Below are 16,840 nucleotides of genomic sequence, written 5' to 3'. Positions count from 1 at the left end.
GCTCAGTGCGCTCCGTGCCGCGCGAAGAAGGCGCCGAAGATCTGTTCCTCGCTCGGCACCTGCTCGGCGATCGGCCGCGACACGCGCGTGATGTTGAGGTAGTGCCGGTAGTTCATGTTGTCGGAGAAGTTGTTGCGGCCCCAGGTGCCGCAGCCCATCGAGAGCGAGAACGGCAGGCCGTTGTCGAAGCTGCCGCCGGTGGCGATGCAGTGCGCCTGGTCGACGATCACGCGCGACACCGGCAGCGTGAGGCCGAGCTCGAGCGCGCGCTCGGGCACGGCCGAATGCAGGCCCACCGAATGGCCCGCGCCCTCGTAGCCGTAGATGCGCTCGACGATCGAGGCCGCCTGCGCGAAGTCGCGCGCCGCATAGACCGCGAGCACCGGGCTGAGCTTCTCGCCCGAGAACGGATGGTCGTGGCCCACGCCGTCCTCGGCCACCATCAGGATGCGCGGATCGGCCTCGGCGATCGCCTGCCAGGCCGCGCGGTTGGCGCCGTCGACCTCGGCGGCGCGCTCGGCGATGGCGCGCGCCGACTGGCCGATGACCGCGGGCGAGAGTTTGCCCCCGGGCCACATCAACTGCTGCAGCGTGGCCTTCTGCGCCTCGCCGAGCATCACGGCACCACGGTCCTTGAGGGCGGCGAGCAGGCGCGCGCGCACCGCGTCGACGACCACCAGGCTGTTCTCCGACGAGCAGCTGGTCGCGTTGTCGAAGGTCTTCGAGCGCACGATGCGATCGGCCGCGGCTTCGGTGTCGGCCGTTTCGTCGACGATGCCCGCGACATTGCCGGCGCCCACGCCGAAGGCCGGCGTGCCGCTCGCATAGGCGGCGCGCACGTTGGCCTGCGAGCCGGTGGCCACCACCAGGTCGCACAGCCGCATCAGCTCGGCCGTCGACTGCTTGTTGACCGGCGCGGACAGCAACTGCACCAGGTCGCGCGGGGCGCCGATGCGGTCGAACTGCTGGTGGATGAATTCGATGAGCCGCGCCGCGGTGCTCCAGCCCTTGGGCGAGGGCGCGACGATCACCGCGTTGCGGCCCTTGAGCGCGTTGATGATCTTGTTGGCCGGCGTCGCGCCCGGGTTGGTCGAGGGCGTGATCGCGCACACCACGCCGACCGGCCGCGCGATCTCGACGATGCCGCGCGCCGGGTCCTCGGCGATCACACCGACCGAGCGCGCGCCCTGCAGGTCGCGCAGCAGGCCGAAGGTCTTGCGGTGGTTCTTGCGCACCTTGTCCTCGACGTTGCCCACGCCCGTGTCGGCCACCGCCAGCTCGGCCAGCTCGCGGTTGCGCGCGGGTTCGATGATGGCCCAGCCGGCGGCCGTCACCGCCATGTCGACCTGGGCCTGCGACCAGGTCTCGTAGATGCGCTGTGCCGCGCGGGCACGTGCCACGAGGTCGACGATGGGGCTGGAGGCTTCTGAGGAGGATGCGGAGGGATTCATGGCATGAAGAAGAAAAACTAGTCGACGCGGATGTTCGCTTCCTTGGCGAGCTTGCTCCAGCGCACGAGTTCCGTGGAGACCACCTTGCCGAGCTGCTCGGGCGTGCCGCCCACGCCTTCGCTGCCCTGGGCCAGCAGCTTGTCGCGGATATCGGGTTCCTTCACCACCGTGTTGATCACGCGGTTGAGCCGGTCGATCGCGGGTTGCGGCGTCTTCGCGGGCACGAACACCGCGTACCAGGAGTCGACGTCGAAGTCGGGGACGCCGGCCTCCTGCATCGTCGGCACCTCGGGAAAGGCGGCGCTGCGCTTGGTGGTCGACACGGCCAGCGCCTTGAGCTTGCCGGCCTTCACGAACTGCGCCGCGGCGGGAATGGACACCCACAACAGCGGCACCTGCCCGCCCATCACGTCGACGACCGCCGGGCCGCCACCGCGGTAGGGCACGTGCGTCATCTGCGTGCCGGTGCGCAACTTCAGCAGCTCGCCCGCCAGATGGCCGGGCGAGCCGTTGCCCACCGAGGCGAAGGAGATGCTGTCGGGCCTGGCCTTGGCCAGCGCGACCAGCTCGGCCACCGTGCTGGCCGGGAACTGCGGATTCGCCACCAGGATCTGCGGCAGCGAGGCCACCAGGCCCACGGGTGCGAAGTCCTTCGCGGTGTCGAACGAGAGCTTGGCGTAGATCGCGGGGTTGATGGTGTGCGAGGACAGCGTGAACAGGACCGTGTAGCCGTCGGCCGGCGACTTGGCGACGAGTTCGGTGCCGATCGAGCCGGCCGCGCCGCCGCGGTTGTCGATCACGACCGGCTGGCCCAGCAGCGCCTGGAAGCGCTCCTGCACGATGCGCGCGATCACGTCGGTGCCGCCGCCGGGCGGGTAGGGCACGATCAGCTTGATCGGCTTGCTGGGGTAGTCGCTCCCGTTCTGCGCGAACGCGGCCAGCGGCGATGCCAGCGTCGCGGCGGCCAGCAGCCCCGCGCGCAACCAGGGGGCGAACAAGGACAGTCTCATGCGGGTCTCCTTCTCGTTGTGGTGGCGGGGGCGGTGGCGGGGCGGTAGCCCAGCGTGGCGCTGGCGTCGCGCGCGCAGGCCATGATGCGTTCGGAGAGTTCGCGCGCCTGGGTGCGCGCGAAGCGGATGGAGGGCACGCTCATGCCGACGGCGGCCACGGCCGTGCCGCGCGCGTCGAACACCGGCACGCCGAGGCCGCAGACGCCCAGGCGCCATTCCTCGCGGTTCTCGGCATAGCCGCGCGCGCGGCTGCGCTCCAGCTCGGCCTGCAGCGCATCGAAGTCGACGATGCTGTGCGGCGTGTGGGGCTGCAGCGTGCCGAACAGCGCCCTGAGCGCGGCGGCATCGAGCCGCGCGGCCGCCAGCATCGCCTTGCCCGAGGCCACGCAGCAGGCCGGCGCGCGGCCGCCGATGCGCGAATAGGCGGCCACGGGCAGCGGGCTGTCGAACTTGTCGAGGTAGACGATCTCGGCGCCGTCGAGCACCGCGAGATGGATGGTCTCGCCGCTGGCCTGCGCCAGTGCCGCGAGGTGCGGGCGCAGCAGCGCGCCGATGTCGGCCGCCTCGGAGACCATGGCGCCGAGCTCGAACAGGCGCAGGCTCGGCCGGTAGGCGCTGGTGTCGGCGTCCTGCACTGCCCAGCCGCATTCCACCAGCGTCTGCAGCGTGCGATGGGCATTGCTGCGCGCCATGCCGAAGGCATTGGCGACGTCGGTCACGCGGCAGGCGCGTGCCTGGCGCGCCATCCACTCCATGACGGCGAGGCCTTTGGCGAGCGTGGAATCCATGCGTCTCCGTTCGTCCGATTTCTTGCTTGTTCCAAATGTTGGAACAGCGTTCGGATAATTGAAACTCAATGTACAAACGCCGATGACGCTTGTCAACGCGACACTTTCGGCTGACATGGGCTCTGGGAGGCTGTCGAATGCGGGTAGCCGGACGCAGAGGACGCGAAGGTTTCGCGAAGAGCGCGAAAGAGAATTTCAAAAATTTTCTTGCGTTCCTTTTGCGTCCTTCGCGAAACCTTCGCGTCCTCTGCGTCCGGAAGTCCGCTCCCGTATTCAGTGCCTATGCCGCCCCGCCATCAACCCGATCACCTCGCGGAAGATCGCATTGCCCGTCGAGGCCGCGAGGTCCAGCACGTGGCTGTGACTGTAGTAGGGGCTCAGGTCCAGCCCCACGCCGATGCCCGCGATCGCGATGTCGCGCTGCTGCTCCTGGTGCGCCAGCACCTCGCGCAGGTGGTGGTCTAGGTAGTGCGGATCGTTGGCGAGATGGGTCGCGCTGTCCATCGGCGAGCCGTCGGAGATCACGAGCAGCAGCTTGCGCTCCTCGCCGCGCGCGCGCAGCCGCGCGCAGGCCCAGTCCACGGCCTCGCCGTCGATGCCTTCGCGGAACAGCTCGGGCCGCAGCAGCGCGGCCATCGGCGCGCGCGCGCGGCGCCAGGGCGTGCCCGCGGCCTTGAACACCAGGTGGCAGCGTTCGTTGAGCCGGCCCGGGTGCGCGGGCCGGCCCGCGCGCAGCCAGTCGCGCTGCGCGCGGCCGCCATTCCAGGCGCCGGTGGTGAAGCCCAGCACCTCGCTGGCCACGCCGGCCTGCTCGAGGGCGCGCGCGAGCACGTCGACCAGCATCGCGACCGATTCGGCATGCTCCTTCATCGAGCCCGAGCAATCGATGAGGAAGCTGACCACGCAATCGGCCAGCGGCTCCTCGCGCTCGATGCGGAACAGCCGCCGCTCGGCCGGCGAGGCCACGAGCCGGGCGAGCCGGCGGCCGTCGATGCGGCCTTCCTCCTGGCCGCCGTCCCAGCCCTCGCGCACGGGCTCGGCCAGCAGCGCGCGCAGTTCGCGCGCGAGCCGCGCCAGGTTCACGCCCTGCGCCGCGATGCGGCGGTCGAGCCGTTCGCGCAGCTCGGCCAGCAGCTCGCGGCGCACCAGCGTGGCGGCCTCGTGCTCGCGGTCGTGCTCGGTGGTGAACACGCGGTAGGCGGCGCCGGCCTCCTCGAGCAGCCGGCTGCGCCCCGACTGCGCGCTGACATGCTGCTCGACGATCTCGCGGTCCATCTCTGCGACCAGGCTGAACACGCTGCGCTTGTCGTCGGTGTCGTTCTGGCGCGCATCGGGTGCTTCGTCATCGCCGCCGGCTTCGTGCAGCATCGCGGCGACCGTGCGCGCGATCGCCAGTGCATGCACGGCATAAGCGGCCTGGTCGAAGCGATCGCGCCGCAGCCCGCCCAGCGCATGGCCGATGCGCGGCGCCAGCGCGAAGCGCGTGGCCTCGAGCATGTCCTCTGTCTCCTCGACCACCTGCTCGCCGCTCACGCGTGCACGGCAGATCTGCGCCACCGCGTACAGCAGCAGGCCGCGCGCGGTCTCGGTCAGGCCCGAGTGGTGGAAGGCCAGCGACCATTGCTCGTGGCGATGGCGCAGGTTGCGCCGCATGCCGGCCATGGCCTCGGGCACCAGTGCCTCGGCGCGGAACTGCTCGAGCATCTCGAACAGCATGCGCTCCACCGGTTCCTCGGGCTGCAGCGTGCGGTGCAGCGCGGCATCGGAGCCGGCGATGCGCAGCGCCAGGCCATCGGCCACGCCGCGGAACGATTCGAAGTCGTCGGTCTCGGGCGAGGGATGCAGGTGCGGCGCGAACCACGGCAGCGGCATGCGGCCGCGGTGCAGGCGCCGGCCGCGGAAGTGCAGGTCGCGCTCGCCGCTGAAGGCGCGCACCACGCCCGCGCAGAGCTCGGCGACGCGTTCCTCCTGCCGAACCTTGCGGATGTCCTGCTGCGTCATGGCGCGCCGGGCTCAGCCGTCCGCGAGCCGGTGCGATTCGGCGAGCTCGCGGTCGAAGCAGCGCTGGAAGTACTCGGCCACCAGCGGCCGCTCGGCCTCGTCGCACTTGTTGGCGAACGAGAGGCGGAAGGCCAGCGCCACGTCCTTGAAGATCTCGAGGTTCTCGGCCCAGGTGATCACGGTGCGCGGCGACATCAGCGTCGACAGGTCGCCGGCCGCGAAGCCCTTGCGCGTGAGGTCGGCCACCGCCACCATCGCCGCGACCGTGGCGCGGCCCGCCGCGTCGGCCAGCGAGGGCACGCGCGCCTGCACGATCGCGATCTCCTCGGCCGTGGGCAGGTAGTCGAGCGAGGCGACGATGTTCCAGCGGTCGATCTGCGCATGGTTGAGCCGCTGCGCGCCGTGATACAGGCCGTTGAGGTTGCCCAGGCCGACCGTGTTGGCGGTGGCGAACAGCCGGAAGAAGGGGTGCGGGCGCAGCACCTTGTTCTGGTCGAGCAGCGTGAACTGGCCGTCGCGCTCGAGGATGCGCTGGATCACGAACATCACGTCGGGCCGGCCCGCGTCGTACTCGTCGAAGATCAGCGCCACCGGCCGCTGCAGCGCCCAGGGCACCATGCCTTCCTGGAACTCGGTGACCTGCTTGCCGTCGCGCAGCACCACCGCGTCCTTGCCGACCAGGTCGAGCCGGCTGATGTGGCCGTCGAGGTTGAGCCGCACGCAGGGCCAGTTCAGCCGTGCCGCCACCTGCTCGATGTGGGTCGACTTGCCGGTGCCGTGCAGCCCCTGCACCATCACGCGCCGGTCGCGCATGAAGCCCGCGAGGATCGCGAGCGTCACGTCGGGGTTGAAGCGGTAGACCGCGTCGATCTCGGGCACGTGCGGGTCGCGTTCGGCGAAGGCGGGCACCTGCAGGTCGGCGTCGATGCCGAAGGTCTCGCGCACGCCGATGAGGCGCGTGGGGTGGAGGGCGGCGATGTCGTTCATGGGGCGGGTGGGTGTGGGGGTGTCAGGCCTGCGCACGGCGCGCGGGCGCCGCATCGGCATCGATGCGGCTCAGCGCCAGCGCCGCGCGCTGCAGCGCGGGCAGCAGCGTCTTCGCCTTCGCGATGTCGAGCCGCATCACGGGCGCCTGCACCGCGATGCAGAGGTTCGACGGGCTGTCGCCCGTGGCCGGCACCAGCGCGGCGATGCACAGCAGGCCGGGCAGGAACTCCTCGTTGTCGATCGCGAAGCCGTTCTTTCGCACGCGCTGGATCTCGGCCTCGAGCGCCGCGGCATCGGTCAGCGTGCTCGCCGTGTAGGCCTCGAGCGAGGCATTCGCCAGCAGCCGGCGGCGCTGCGCCTGGCCCATCTGCGCGAGGAACATCTTGCCGCTGGCCGAGCAGTGCACCGGAACGCGCGAGCCCGGGTGCAGGTAGAAGCGCAGCGGCGCCGCGGTCTCCACGCGGTCGAGGTAGACCACCTCGCTGCCCGAGAGGGCCGTGAGGTTGCAGCTCTCGCCGATTTCCTCGACCAGCCGGCGCAGCACCGTGTGGCGCGCGCCGTGCAGGCTGTCGTTGAACAGCAGGTTCTCGGCCAGCCGGCGCAGCCGCGTGCCCATGCCGTAGTGGCGCCCGTCGCCCTCGCGCTGCAAGAGGCCCGCGCCCTCCATCTGCTGCAGCATGCGGTGCAGCGTGGGCTTGGGCAGACCGGTCTCCTCCACCAGGCCCTGCAGCGAGTAGCGCTGGTCCTTGGCGGCGATCACCTCGAGCAGCGCGAACAACCGCATCGCCGGGGTGTCGGCGCCCGTGGCCTCGGTGGCGGGCGGAAGCGACTTGACGATCTTCATGGCGGCGGATCATAGTCCTTTTGCAAAAAATAGAACATTACGTACCGATTTTCGGAATTTGTTTGACGCCGCCCGGCACCCGTCCTATAGTCCGCCCGATTCGCCAACCCCGAAATACGGAACTTCCCGTTCCGGCTTTTTGCAGTCCGCCGTCCAGCCCTTCATCCGCAGGAGACACCGACCCATGAGCAAGCAACCCACCCGCGAAGCCGTCACCGGCGTGCAGAAGATGACGCCCTCCGAGGCCTTCGTCGAGACCATGGTCGCCAATGGCGTGACCGACATCTTCGGCATCATGGGCTCGGCCTTCATGGACGCGATGGACATCTTCGCGCCCGCCGGCATCCGCCTCGTGCCCGTGGTGCACGAGCAGGGCGCGGCCCACATGGCCGACGGCTACGCCCGCGTGTCGGGCCGCCACGGCGTGGTGATCGGCCAGAACGGCCCCGGCATCAGCAACTGCGTGACCGCGATCGCGGCCGCCTACTGGGCGCACAGCCCGGTGGTGATGATCACGCCCGAGACCGGCACCATGGGCATGGGCCTGGGCGGCTTCCAGGAGGCCAACCAGCTGCCGATGTTCCAGGAGTTCACCAAGTACCAGGGCCATGTGAACAACCCCAAGCGCATGGCCGAGTACACCGCGCGCTGCTTCGACCGCGCCATCTCCGAGATGGGCCCGACCCAGCTCAACATCCCGCGCGACTACTTCTACGGCGAGATCACGACCGAGATCCCGAAGCCGATGCGCGTGGAGCGCGGCGCCGGCGGCGAGAACAGCCTCAACGCCGCGGTCGAGCTGCTGGCCACCGCGAAATTCCCCGTCATCCTCTCGGGCGGCGGCGTGGTCATGGGCGATGCCGTGGAAGAGTGCAAGGCGCTCGCCGAGCGCCTGGGCGCGCCGGTGGCCAACGGCTACCTGCGCAACGACTCCTTCCCCGCGAGCCATCCGCTGTGGGCCGGCCCGCTGGGCTACCAGGGCAGCAAGGCCGCGATGAAGCTGATCGCGCAGGCCGACGTGGTGCTCGCGCTCGGTTCGCGCATGGGCCCCTTCGGCACGCTGCCGCAGCACGGCATGGACTACTGGCCCAAGGAGGCGAAGATCATCCAGGTCGAGGCCGACCACACCAACCTGGGCCTGGTGAAGAAGATCACCGTCGGCATCCACGGCGACGCCAAGGCCACGGCCAAGGCCCTGCTCGAGCGCCTCGCGGCCAAGACCCTGGCCTGCGACGCCACCAAGGCCGAGCGCGCCGCGAAGATCAAGGCCGAGAAGGAGGCCTGGGAGAAGGAGCTCGACGCCTGGACCCACGAGCGCGACCAGTTCAGCCTCGACGTCATCGAGGAAGCCAAGGGCGAGAAGACGCCCACCGGCGGCACCTACCTGCATCCGCGCCAGGTGCTGCGCGAACTCGAGAAGGCGATGCCGCCGCGCGTGATGGTCTCGACCGACATCGGCAACATCAATGCGGTATCGAACAGCTACCTGCGCTTCGAGGAGCCGCGCTCCTTCTTCGCGCCGATGAGCTTCGGCAACTGCGGCTACTCGCTGCCCACCATGATCGGCGCCAAGTGCGCCGCGCCCGACCGCCCGGCCGTGGCCTATGCGGGCGACGGCGCCTGGGGCATGAGCATGGTCGAGATCATGACCGCCGTGCGGCACGACATTCCCGTGACCGCGGTCGTGTTCCACAACCGCCAGTGGGGCGCCGAGAAGAAGAACCAGGTCGACTTCTACAACCGCCGCTTCGTCGCGGGCGAGCTCGAGAGCGAGAGCTTCGCGGGCATCGCCAAGGCCATGGGCGCCGAGGGCATCGTGGTCGACCGCCTCGAGGACGTGGGCCCGGCGCTCAAGAAGGCCATCGACCTGCAGATGAACCAGCGCAAGACCTGCGTGATCGAGATCATGTGCACGCGCGAGCTCGGCGATCCGTTCCGCCGCGATGCGCTGTCGAAGCCCGTGCGCTTCCTCGACAAGTACAAGGACTACGTCTGATCGGGCGGCGCCGCGCATGACCGACCAGCTGCTCACGCTCAACGCGGGCTCGTCGTCGATCAAGGTCGCGCTGTTCGACGCGGCCGGTGCCGACGGCGCGCTGCCCGCCGCGCACTGGTCGGGCCAGGCCGATGGCCTGGGCGCGGGCCTCGATGCGCGGCTGCGCATCCGCGATGCGCAGGGCCGCACGCTGCACGACGCGAAGCTTGAGGGCGATGCGCGCTCGCACCGCGGCGCGCTGGCCGCGCTGCTCGACTGGCATGCGCAACAGGGCGGTGCCGGCCGCATCGCGGGCGTGGGCCACCGCATCGTGCATGGCGGCATGGACTTCGTGGCGCCGGTGCGCATCGACGACGCCGTGCTCGAGGACCTGGCCGCGCTCGAGCCGCTCGCGCCGCTGCACCAGCCGCACAACCTCGCGGGCGTGCGCGCCGCGATGCAGGCCTTCGCCGGCGTGCCGCAGGTGGCCTGCTTCGACACCGCCTTCCACGCGGTGCAGCCCGAACTCAACCGGCGCTTCGCGCTGCCGCGCGAACTGCACGACGCGGGCGTGCGGCGCTACGGCTTCCACGGGCTCTCGTACGAATCGATCGCGCACCAGCTCGCGCGGCAGGCGCCCGAGGTGGCGAATGGCCGCGTGATCGTCGCGCACCTGGGCAACGGCGCCTCCATGTGCGCCATCGCGCAGGGGCGCTCGGTCGCCACCACCATGAGCTTCTCGCCGCTCGACGGTCTCACCATGGGCACGCGCTGCGGCCGGCTCGATGCGGCCGTGGTGCTCTACCTGATGCGCTCGCGCGGCATGTCGGCCGACGCGGTCGAGAAGCTGCTGTTCCGCGAATCGGGCCTGCTCGGGCTCTCGGGCGTGTCGAGCGACATGCGCGCGCTCGAAGCATCGGACGCACCCGCGGCCGCCGAGGCCATCGACCATTTCGTCGAGCAGGTGGTGCAGCACATGGGCAGCCTCGCGGCGGCCCTGCGCGGTGTCGATGCGATCGTGTTCACGGGCGGCATCGGCGAGAACGGTGCCGGGTTGCGCGCGCGGGTGCTCGAGGACTGCGCCTGGATGGGGGTGGAGCTCGATGCTGGCGCCAATGCCGGGGGGCGGGCGCGGATCTCGACGAATAGCAGTCGCGTCGGCGCGTGGGTGCTGCGCACCGACGAGGAAGCGGTGATTGCGCGCCACACGGCGCGTGTGCTCGCCTAAGCCGGCAGCGGCACCACCGCCCCGCGCGGCACGCTCGCGCCGCAATGGCGCAGGAAGTCCGCGGTCGCGCGGCCCAGCAGCTTGTCGCGGTGCATCACGGTCGCGAGCCGGCGCGTGCCCGCGGGCAGCCTCGTGCGCAGCTCGATCAGGTGCCCGTCCTCCAGCGCCTGCGCCACCGTGTAGCGCGAGAGGCACGCCAGCCCCGTGCCCGAGGCCACCACGCGCTTGATGGCCTCGGTGCTGCCGAGCTCGAAACCCACCTGCACCTGCTCGAGGTTCTGGATCAGCCAGGCATCGGTGACCTGGCGCGTGCCCGAGCCGTGCTCGCGCAGCACCCAGGTGGCCTGCGACAGCTGCCGGTGCGTGGCAACGCGGCCGGCCAGCGCATGGCCGGGCGCGGCCACGATCACGAGCTCGTCGGTGCGCCAGGCGCGCACCACCAGGTCGGGATGGGTCTGCGGCCCCTCGATGAAGCCGACGTCGACGTCGAAGCCCGCCACCGCGTCGATCACGTCGCGCGTGTTGGCGATGTGCAGGTGCACCTGGCTCTGCGGATGCAGCGCGGTCCAGGCCGACACCCGCTCGGGCAGCAGGTATTCGCCGATGGTGAAGCTGGCCGCCACGCGCAGCGGCGCCGCATGCTCGCCGCTGAACAGGGCCTGCACTTCCGCGGCCTGGTCGAGCAGCGCCTGCGCCTTGGGCAGCAGTGCGCGGCCGTTCTCGTTGAGCACCAACCGGCGGCCGATGCGGTCGAACAGCAGGGCGCCGACCGAGCCCTCGAGGTCGGCCAGCGCGCTGCTGGCGGCCGACTGCGAACGCGCGATGCGGTCGGCCGCGGCACGCGTGCTGCCGCCGCGCGCGGTGGCCACGAAGACCTCGAGCTGGCGCAGGTTGAGGCGCAGGCGGGTCGAGCTTTGCTGATCTGATTTTCCGGTCATCGTGAGCAATATTCTGCGCTTTTCCGTTCGATCGATGCTGCCTACCATCGACCGGGCCACGCTTGAAAACAAAGGACCGCCAGTGTTCAGTTTCCTGTCCCGCGAGCCCGTGCACGACCCGCTGGCGGCGCCCACGCCGACCGACCGGACCGAGGTCAAGACCACCACCTGCTACATGTGCGCCTGCCGCTGCGGCATCCGCGTGCACCTGCGCGAGGGCGAGAACGGGCCCGAGGTGCGCTACATCGACGGCAACCCCGACCATCCGCTCAACAAGGGCGTGATCTGCGCCAAGGGTTCCTCGGGGATCATGAAACAGGTGTCGCCCGCGCGGCTCACGCAGCCGCTGCTGCGCAAGCCCGGCAGCGAACGCGGCGCCGGCGAGTTCGAGCCGATCGGCTGGGACCGCGCCTTCGAGATCCTGACCGAGCGGCTCGCGAAGATCCGCGCCACCGATCCGAAGAAGTTCGCGCTGTTCACCGGCCGCGACCAGATGCAGGCGCTCACCGGCCTGTTCGCGCGCCAGTTCGGCACGCCCAACTACGCGGCGCACGGCGGCTTCTGCTCGGTCAACATGGCCGCGGGCATGATCTACACCATCGGCGGCAGCTTCTGGGAATTCGGCGGCCCCGACCTCGAGCGCGCCAGGCTGTTCGTGATGATCGGCACCGCCGAGGACCACCACAGCAACCCGATGAAGATCGCCATCAGCAAGTTCAAGCGCGATGGCGGGCGCTTCATCTCGATCAACCCGGTGCGCACCGGCTACTCGGCCATCGCCGACGAATGGATCCCGATCAAGCCCGGCACCGACGGCGCGCTGCTGATGGCGCTGCTGCACGAGCTGATCGCGAGCGAGCTGATCGACCATGCCTTCCTCAAGCGCTTCACCAATGCGCCGCAGCTGGTGGTGCTCGACGACTGCGAGCGCGAGGGCCTGTTCGCCTTCGACCCCGAGCGCGGCCCGCCGGGCGACGGCCGCAACCCGCACAACAAGCTGGTGTGGGACAAGGCCAGCGGCACGGTGAAGCCCGCCTATCCCGAAGGCATCGCCGATGGCTGCGATCCCGCGCTCGAGGGCCACTACACGCTGGCCGACGGCACGCGCGTCGCGCCCTCGTTCCAGCTGCTGCGCGAGCGCGTGGCCAGCTGCACGCCCGAATGGGCGCAGGCCATCACCGGCATCGATGCGGCGCGCATCCGCAAGCTCGCGCGCGAGATGGGCGAGACCGCGCTGCGCCAGGCCTTCGAGCTGCCGATCGCCTGGACCGATGCCTGGGGCAAGCGGCACGAGACCACGCAGGCGCGGCCCGTGGCCTTCCATGCGATGCGCGGGCTGGCGGCGCATTCGAACGGCTTCCAGACCGTGCGCGCGCTCGCGATCCTCATGAGCGTGCTCGGCACCATCGATGCGCCCGGCGGCTTTCGCCACAAGGCGCCGTACCCGCGCCACATCGTGCCCAACTACCGGGCCTTCAACGATCCCGGGATGATCCAGCCGAACACGCCGCTCAATGCGGCGCCGCTGGGCTTTCCGGCCAGCCCCGACGAGCTCGCGATCAACCCCGACGGTTCGCCGATCCGCATCGACCATGCCTTCTCGTGGGAGCATCCGCTGTCGGCCCACGGGCTGATGCACAACGTCATCACCAACGCGGTGAAGGGCGATCCCTACCGCATCGACACGCTGCTGATCTTCATGGCCAACATGGCCTGGAACTCGAGCATGAACACGATGGCCGTGCGCGAGATGCTCAACCGCAAGGACGAGCAGGGCGAGTACATGATCCCGTTCCTGGTGGTGTGCGACGCCTTCCAGAGCGAGACCGTGGCCTTTGCCGACCTGGTGCTGCCCGACACCACCTACCTCGAGCGCCACGACGCGATGAGCATGCTCGACCGGCCGATCTCGGAGTTCGACGGGCCGGTGGATTCGGTGCGCATTCCGGTGGTGCCGCCCGCGGGGCAGTGCAAGCCCTTCCAGGAGGTGCTGATCGAGCTGGCCTCGCGGCTCAAGTTTCCGGCCTTCACCACGGCCGAGGGTGGCCGCAAGTACGCAGACTATCCCGACTTCGTCGTCAACTTCCAGCCGCAGCCGGGCATCGGCTTCCTGATGGGATGGCGCGGCAAGGACGGCACCGAGCACCTGCGCGGCGAACCCAATCCCAGGCAGTGGGAGGCCTATGCGCAGAACAACTGCGTGTTCCAGTACCACATGCCCGAGACCATGCACTACATGCGCAACTGGAACCGCGAGTACCTCGACTTCGCGAAGGACAAGGGCTGGCGCCAGCGCAACGACCCGGTGCAGCTCGCGCTGTACTCCGACACGCTGCAGAGCTTCCGCCTCGCCGCGCAGGGCAAGAGCCCGGGCCGTCAGCCGCCCGAGGGCCTGCGCGAGCGCATCGCCACCTACTTCGATCCGCTGCCCTTCTGGTATGCGCCGCTCGAGGAGGCCGCGACCGACACCGCGGCCTATCCGCTCAATGCGCTCACGCAGCGGCCGATGGCGATGTACCACTCGTGGGATTCGCAGAACGCGTGGCTGCGGCAGGTCCACAGCCACAACTACCTGCACGTGAATCCCGTGACGGCCGAAGCCGCGGGCATTGCCGATGGCGGCTGGTGCTGGGTCGAGAGCCAGTGGGGCAAGGTGCGCTGCATGCTGCGCTACAGCGAGGCGGTGGAGCCCGGCACGGTGTGGACCTGGAATGCCATCGGCAAGGCCGACGGCGCATGGCAGCTCGCACCGGGCGCCGACGAGGCGCGCAAGGGCTTCCTGCTCAACCACCTGATCAGCGAGGAGCTGCCGTGCGCGGGCACGGCCAGCGGGCGCATCAGCAATTCGGATCCGATCACCGGCCAGGCCGGCTGGTACGACGTGCGCGTGCGCATCCGGCCGGCCGAGCCCGGCGAGCCCGAGCAGAGCTATCCGCAGTTCGCGAGCATGCCGAGCGCGCCCGGGGTGCGGGGCAAGGCGGCGCAGGTGTTGACGTACTTTGCGGGGAGGGGGCGGAAATGATGCAGTGGTTGAAGGACCTGGTGGCGGGGGCCGCGCAGCCCCAGGCAGTGGCCGGCGCCTCCGGTGCATTCCTGCCGGCCTCCACGGGCGGGGCGGCGACGAGCCAGCGCGCCGAGCCCGGCGAAACCCTCGCCAGGCAGCTCGCCCTCGTGATCGACCTCAACGTCTGCGTCGGCTGCCATGCCTGCGTCACCTCGTGCAAGCAGTGGAACACCTCGGGCAGCGCGGGCCCGCTCGCGGACTTCGAGCCCTATGGCGCCAACCCCACGGGCACCTTCTTCAATCGCGTGCAGACCTACGAGGCCGGTTCGTTCCCCGGCACCGACACCGTGCACTTCCCCAAGAGCTGCCTGCACTGCGAGGACCCGCCCTGCGTGCCGGTCTGTCCGACCGGCGCGAGCTACAAGCGCAAGGAAGACGGCATCGTGCTGGTCGACTACGACAAGTGCATCGGCTGCAAGTACTGCGCCTGGGCCTGTCCCTACGGCGCGCGCGAGCTCGACGAGGAACGCCAGGTCATGACCAAGTGCACGCTGTGCGTCGACCGCATCTACGACGAGCAGCTGCCCCAGGAAGACCGCAAGCCCGCCTGCGTGAAGGCCTGCCCCACCGGCGCGCGCCTGTTCGGCGACGTGAAGGATCCCGACTCCGAGGTCTCGCGCGCGATCCGCGAGCGCGGCGGCTATCCGCTGATGCCCGAGTGGGAGACCAACCCCGCCAACCGCTACCTGCCGCGCCGCAACATGGCCGCGCCCGCGCAGGGCACGCCGGAGTAGCGCGCATGCATCCCGCCTTCTCGATCCTCTTCTTCACCACGCTGGCCGGTGCCGCGCAGGGCCTGGTGGCCGCGCTCGCGCTGGCGGTGCTGTTCGGCCTCGGGCTGTCGCCGGGCTTTATCGGCGGCGCGCTGGCGCTGGCCGAGCTGCTGCTGGTCGCGGGCCTCGCGGCCTCGTTCATGCACCTGGGCCGCAAGACGCGCGCCTGGCGCGCGGTGCTGATGTGGCGCACCTCGTGGATGTCGCGCGAGGTGATCGTGCTGCCGGCCTTCATCGCGCTGGTCGCGCTGTGGTGGCTCGCGCTGCGGCTCGGGGTCGCCGCGCCGTGGTCGGTGCTGCTGCCCGTGCTGGTGCTGGGGGGCGCCGTCGCGCTGTGGTACTGCACCGCGATGATCTATGCCTGCCTGCGCTTCATCCAGGAGTGGGCGCATCCGCTGACCATCGCCAACTTCATGCTGATCGGGCTGTCGTCGGGCCTGGTGCTGGCCTGCGCGCTCGCCGCCGTGGCCGGCGAGGCGCGCTTCGTGCAGGCCTTCGGCCCGTGGGCGCTGGCCTTCACGCTCGTGGCCTGGGCCGTGCGCGCGTTCACGCTGCGCCGCAATGCGCGGCTGCGCCCGCGCTCGACCCTGCAGTCGGCCACCGGCATCCGCACGCACAAGCTGGTGCAGAAGTCGATGGGCATGTCGGCGGGCTCGTTCAACACGCGCGAGTTCTTCCATGGCGCCTCGCAGCTCGCGCTGCGCCAGGTCAAGCTGGGCTTCCTGCTGCTGGCCTTCGCGCTGCCCGCGCTGCTGCTGGCCTGGGGCCTCGCGAGCGCGGCCGCGCTGCCGTGGCTGCTCGCGGTGCTGGTGCAGGCGCCGGGTTTGCTGGCCGAGCGCTGGTTCTTCTTCGCGCAGGCACGGCATCCGCAGAACCTGTACTACCAGGTCGTGTCGTAGGACCAGCGCCCGTCGTCGGGCTCGCTAGGGGTTAGCACGCTGGCCGGATGCCGGGTGGTGATGCACAAACACGCGTTGCTTTCCGAACGACAGGTTGCCCCCTCCGATGACCGACCACCTGTATTTCTTCAGTGCGAATTCCTACGTCTACGCCTCGCGCAAGGACGACTTCCCCGCCACCTCCAGGCCCCATGCGGTGCTGCTGTTCTCCGTCGACGGCACGCCGCTCACGCTGCGCACGCCGCGGCGTCAGTTCGTGGGCGGCGCGATCGCGGTGGCGCCGCAGACGGTGCGCACGCTGAGCGTGTCGAACGCGGGCCTGGTGAGCATCAACCTGCCGCCGTCCTCGCCCTTCTTCAGCGCCTTCAGCGGCATCGTGCCGCTGGGCGCGCATGTGCTCGAGCGCAGGGCCTTCAGGCCCTTCGACGGCTTTCTCGCGGGCATGTACGAGGGCGCGCGCAAGCCCGCGCAGGCCGAGGAGATCTTTCGCGACCTGGTCTCGACGGCGGTGGAGCAGTTGCCGTGCACGCAGCGCATCGACACGCGCGTGCTGCAGGTGCTGCGCTACCTCGACGAGGAACCCGAGGCCACGCTGGTCGAACTCGCGCGTGCCTTCGAGCTTTCGCCGTACCGCATGTCGCACCTGATCTCCGATTCGCTCGGGCTGTCGTTCCGTGCCTACCAGGGCTGGCGCAAGCAGGTGCGCGTGTGCAAGCTCTTGTACTCGGGCCGCTCGCTCACCGACATCGCGCACGAGGCGGGCCTGAGCGACTCGGCCCATCTCTCGCACTTCTACCGGCACTGGTATGGGCAGAGCCCGTCGTACTCGCGCGACCGCGAGTCGGTGAAGTTCTTCTCCTGAACGCGCCCACCAAAAAAGCC

13 protein-coding genes are annotated in these 16,840 nt (G+C 70.1%); 6 read left to right on the top strand and 7 right to left on the bottom strand.

Features of this window, described 5'->3' with window-relative positions:
- Positions 1-2: 2 nt before the first annotated feature.
- From sauS to AC1HIL_RS27550, 6 genes are all read right to left on the bottom strand, one after another.
- On the bottom strand, positions 3-1,451 hold the full coding sequence (gene sauS / locus AC1HIL_RS27575; RefSeq protein ID WP_479670510.1) for an acylating sulfoacetaldehyde dehydrogenase: 1,449 nt from the start codon (positions 1,449-1,451) through the stop codon (positions 3-5).
- 17 nt (positions 1,452-1,468) lie between these two features.
- Positions 1,469-2,461 (bottom strand): tripartite tricarboxylate transporter substrate binding protein, encoded by a 993-nt coding sequence (locus tag AC1HIL_RS27570; RefSeq protein WP_261217494.1) that lies wholly within the window; start codon positions 2,459-2,461, stop codon positions 1,469-1,471.
- Positions 2,458-3,249 (bottom strand): IclR family transcriptional regulator, encoded by a 792-nt coding sequence (locus tag AC1HIL_RS27565; protein ID WP_057594976.1) that lies wholly within the window; start codon positions 3,247-3,249, stop codon positions 2,458-2,460. Before AC1HIL_RS27565 ends, AC1HIL_RS27570 begins: the two co-directional genes overlap by 4 nt.
- A 273-nt stretch (positions 3,250-3,522) precedes the next feature.
- A complete protein-coding gene (locus AC1HIL_RS27560) occupies positions 3,523-5,250 on the bottom strand; it encodes a cobaltochelatase CobT-related protein (RefSeq protein ID WP_479670509.1) in 1,728 nt (575 codons plus the stop codon).
- 12 nt (positions 5,251-5,262) lie between these two features.
- On the bottom strand, positions 5,263-6,237 hold the full coding sequence (locus AC1HIL_RS27555; RefSeq protein ID WP_479670508.1) for an AAA family ATPase: 975 nt from the start codon (positions 6,235-6,237) through the stop codon (positions 5,263-5,265).
- A gap of 22 nt (positions 6,238-6,259) precedes the next feature.
- A complete protein-coding gene (locus AC1HIL_RS27550; protein WP_296738351.1) occupies positions 6,260-7,081 on the bottom strand; it encodes an IclR family transcriptional regulator in 822 nt (273 codons plus the stop codon).
- 184 nt (positions 7,082-7,265) lie between these two features.
- Here AC1HIL_RS27550 and xsc point away from each other — a divergent pair, with 184 nt between their 5' ends.
- Positions 7,266-9,077 (top strand): sulfoacetaldehyde acetyltransferase, encoded by a 1,812-nt coding sequence (gene xsc / locus AC1HIL_RS27545; RefSeq protein WP_057597042.1) that lies wholly within the window; start codon positions 7,266-7,268, stop codon positions 9,075-9,077.
- Positions 9,078-9,093: 16 nt separating this feature from the next.
- Positions 9,094-10,284, top strand: a complete 1,191-nt coding sequence (locus AC1HIL_RS27540) for an acetate/propionate family kinase (RefSeq protein WP_479670507.1) — start codon at positions 9,094-9,096, stop codon at positions 10,282-10,284.
- On the opposite strand, the gene AC1HIL_RS27535 is transcribed toward AC1HIL_RS27540, so the two are convergent.
- Positions 10,281-11,222, bottom strand: a complete 942-nt coding sequence (locus tag AC1HIL_RS27535; RefSeq protein WP_057597040.1) for a LysR family transcriptional regulator — start codon at positions 11,220-11,222, stop codon at positions 10,281-10,283. The two genes, AC1HIL_RS27540 and AC1HIL_RS27535, sit on opposite strands and share 4 nt — an antisense overlap.
- 82 nt (positions 11,223-11,304) lie before the next feature.
- Between AC1HIL_RS27535 and AC1HIL_RS27530 the strand changes: the two genes are divergently transcribed.
- The 4 genes from AC1HIL_RS27530 to AC1HIL_RS27515 all read left to right on the top strand — a co-directional run bounded on the left by AC1HIL_RS27530 (position 11,305) and on the right by AC1HIL_RS27515 (position 16,820).
- Complete coding sequence (locus tag AC1HIL_RS27530) at positions 11,305-14,244, top strand: molybdopterin oxidoreductase family protein (RefSeq protein ID WP_479670506.1); 2,940 nt, start codon at positions 11,305-11,307, stop codon at positions 14,242-14,244.
- Positions 14,241-15,020, top strand: a complete 780-nt coding sequence (locus AC1HIL_RS27525; RefSeq protein WP_412179642.1) for a 4Fe-4S dicluster domain-containing protein — start codon at positions 14,241-14,243, stop codon at positions 15,018-15,020. The genes AC1HIL_RS27530 and AC1HIL_RS27525 overlap by 4 nt, the downstream gene beginning before the upstream one ends.
- A 5-nt stretch (positions 15,021-15,025) precedes the next feature.
- A complete protein-coding gene (locus AC1HIL_RS27520) occupies positions 15,026-15,958 on the top strand; it encodes a dimethyl sulfoxide reductase anchor subunit family protein (RefSeq protein ID WP_479670505.1) in 933 nt (310 codons plus the stop codon).
- A 106-nt stretch (positions 15,959-16,064) separates the two neighbouring features.
- Entirely contained in the window at positions 16,065-16,820 is a 756-nt protein-coding gene (locus AC1HIL_RS27515) for a helix-turn-helix domain-containing protein (RefSeq protein ID WP_422096272.1), read from the top strand.
- The last annotated feature ends 20 nt before the right edge of the window (positions 16,821-16,840 follow it).

Source organism: Variovorax sp. ISS6 (assembly GCF_056523145.1).
The sequence above is the reverse complement of the archived record's forward strand: the minus strand, read 5'-3'. Positions and strand labels throughout refer to the sequence as shown.

Bases quoted from the DNA above. Each gene is read 5' to 3' on its own strand.
- sauS (WP_479670510.1), bottom strand. From the start codon at position 1,451: ATGAATCCCTCCGCATCCTCCTCAGAAGCCTCCAGCCCCATCGTCGAC.
- AC1HIL_RS27570 (WP_261217494.1), bottom strand. From the start codon at position 2,461: ATGAGACTGTCCTTGTTCGCCCCCTGGTTGCGCGCGGGGCTGCTGGCC.
- AC1HIL_RS27565 (WP_057594976.1), bottom strand. From the start codon at position 3,249: ATGGATTCCACGCTCGCCAAAGGCCTCGCCGTCATGGAGTGGATGGCG.
- AC1HIL_RS27560 (WP_479670509.1), bottom strand. From the start codon at position 5,250: ATGACGCAGCAGGACATCCGCAAGGTTCGGCAGGAGGAACGCGTCGCC.
- AC1HIL_RS27555 (WP_479670508.1), bottom strand. From the start codon at position 6,237: ATGAACGACATCGCCGCCCTCCACCCCACGCGCCTCATCGGCGTGCGC.
- AC1HIL_RS27550 (WP_296738351.1), bottom strand. From the start codon at position 7,081: ATGAAGATCGTCAAGTCGCTTCCGCCCGCCACCGAGGCCACGGGCGCC.
- xsc (WP_057597042.1), top strand. From the start codon at position 7,266: ATGAGCAAGCAACCCACCCGCGAAGCCGTCACCGGCGTGCAGAAGATG.
- AC1HIL_RS27540 (WP_479670507.1), top strand. From the start codon at position 9,094: ATGACCGACCAGCTGCTCACGCTCAACGCGGGCTCGTCGTCGATCAAG.
- AC1HIL_RS27535 (WP_057597040.1), bottom strand. From the start codon at position 11,222: ATGACCGGAAAATCAGATCAGCAAAGCTCGACCCGCCTGCGCCTCAAC.
- AC1HIL_RS27525 (WP_412179642.1), top strand. From the start codon at position 14,241: ATGATGCAGTGGTTGAAGGACCTGGTGGCGGGGGCCGCGCAGCCCCAG.
- AC1HIL_RS27520 (WP_479670505.1), top strand. From the start codon at position 15,026: ATGCATCCCGCCTTCTCGATCCTCTTCTTCACCACGCTGGCCGGTGCC.
- AC1HIL_RS27515 (WP_422096272.1), top strand. From the start codon at position 16,065: ATGACCGACCACCTGTATTTCTTCAGTGCGAATTCCTACGTCTACGCC.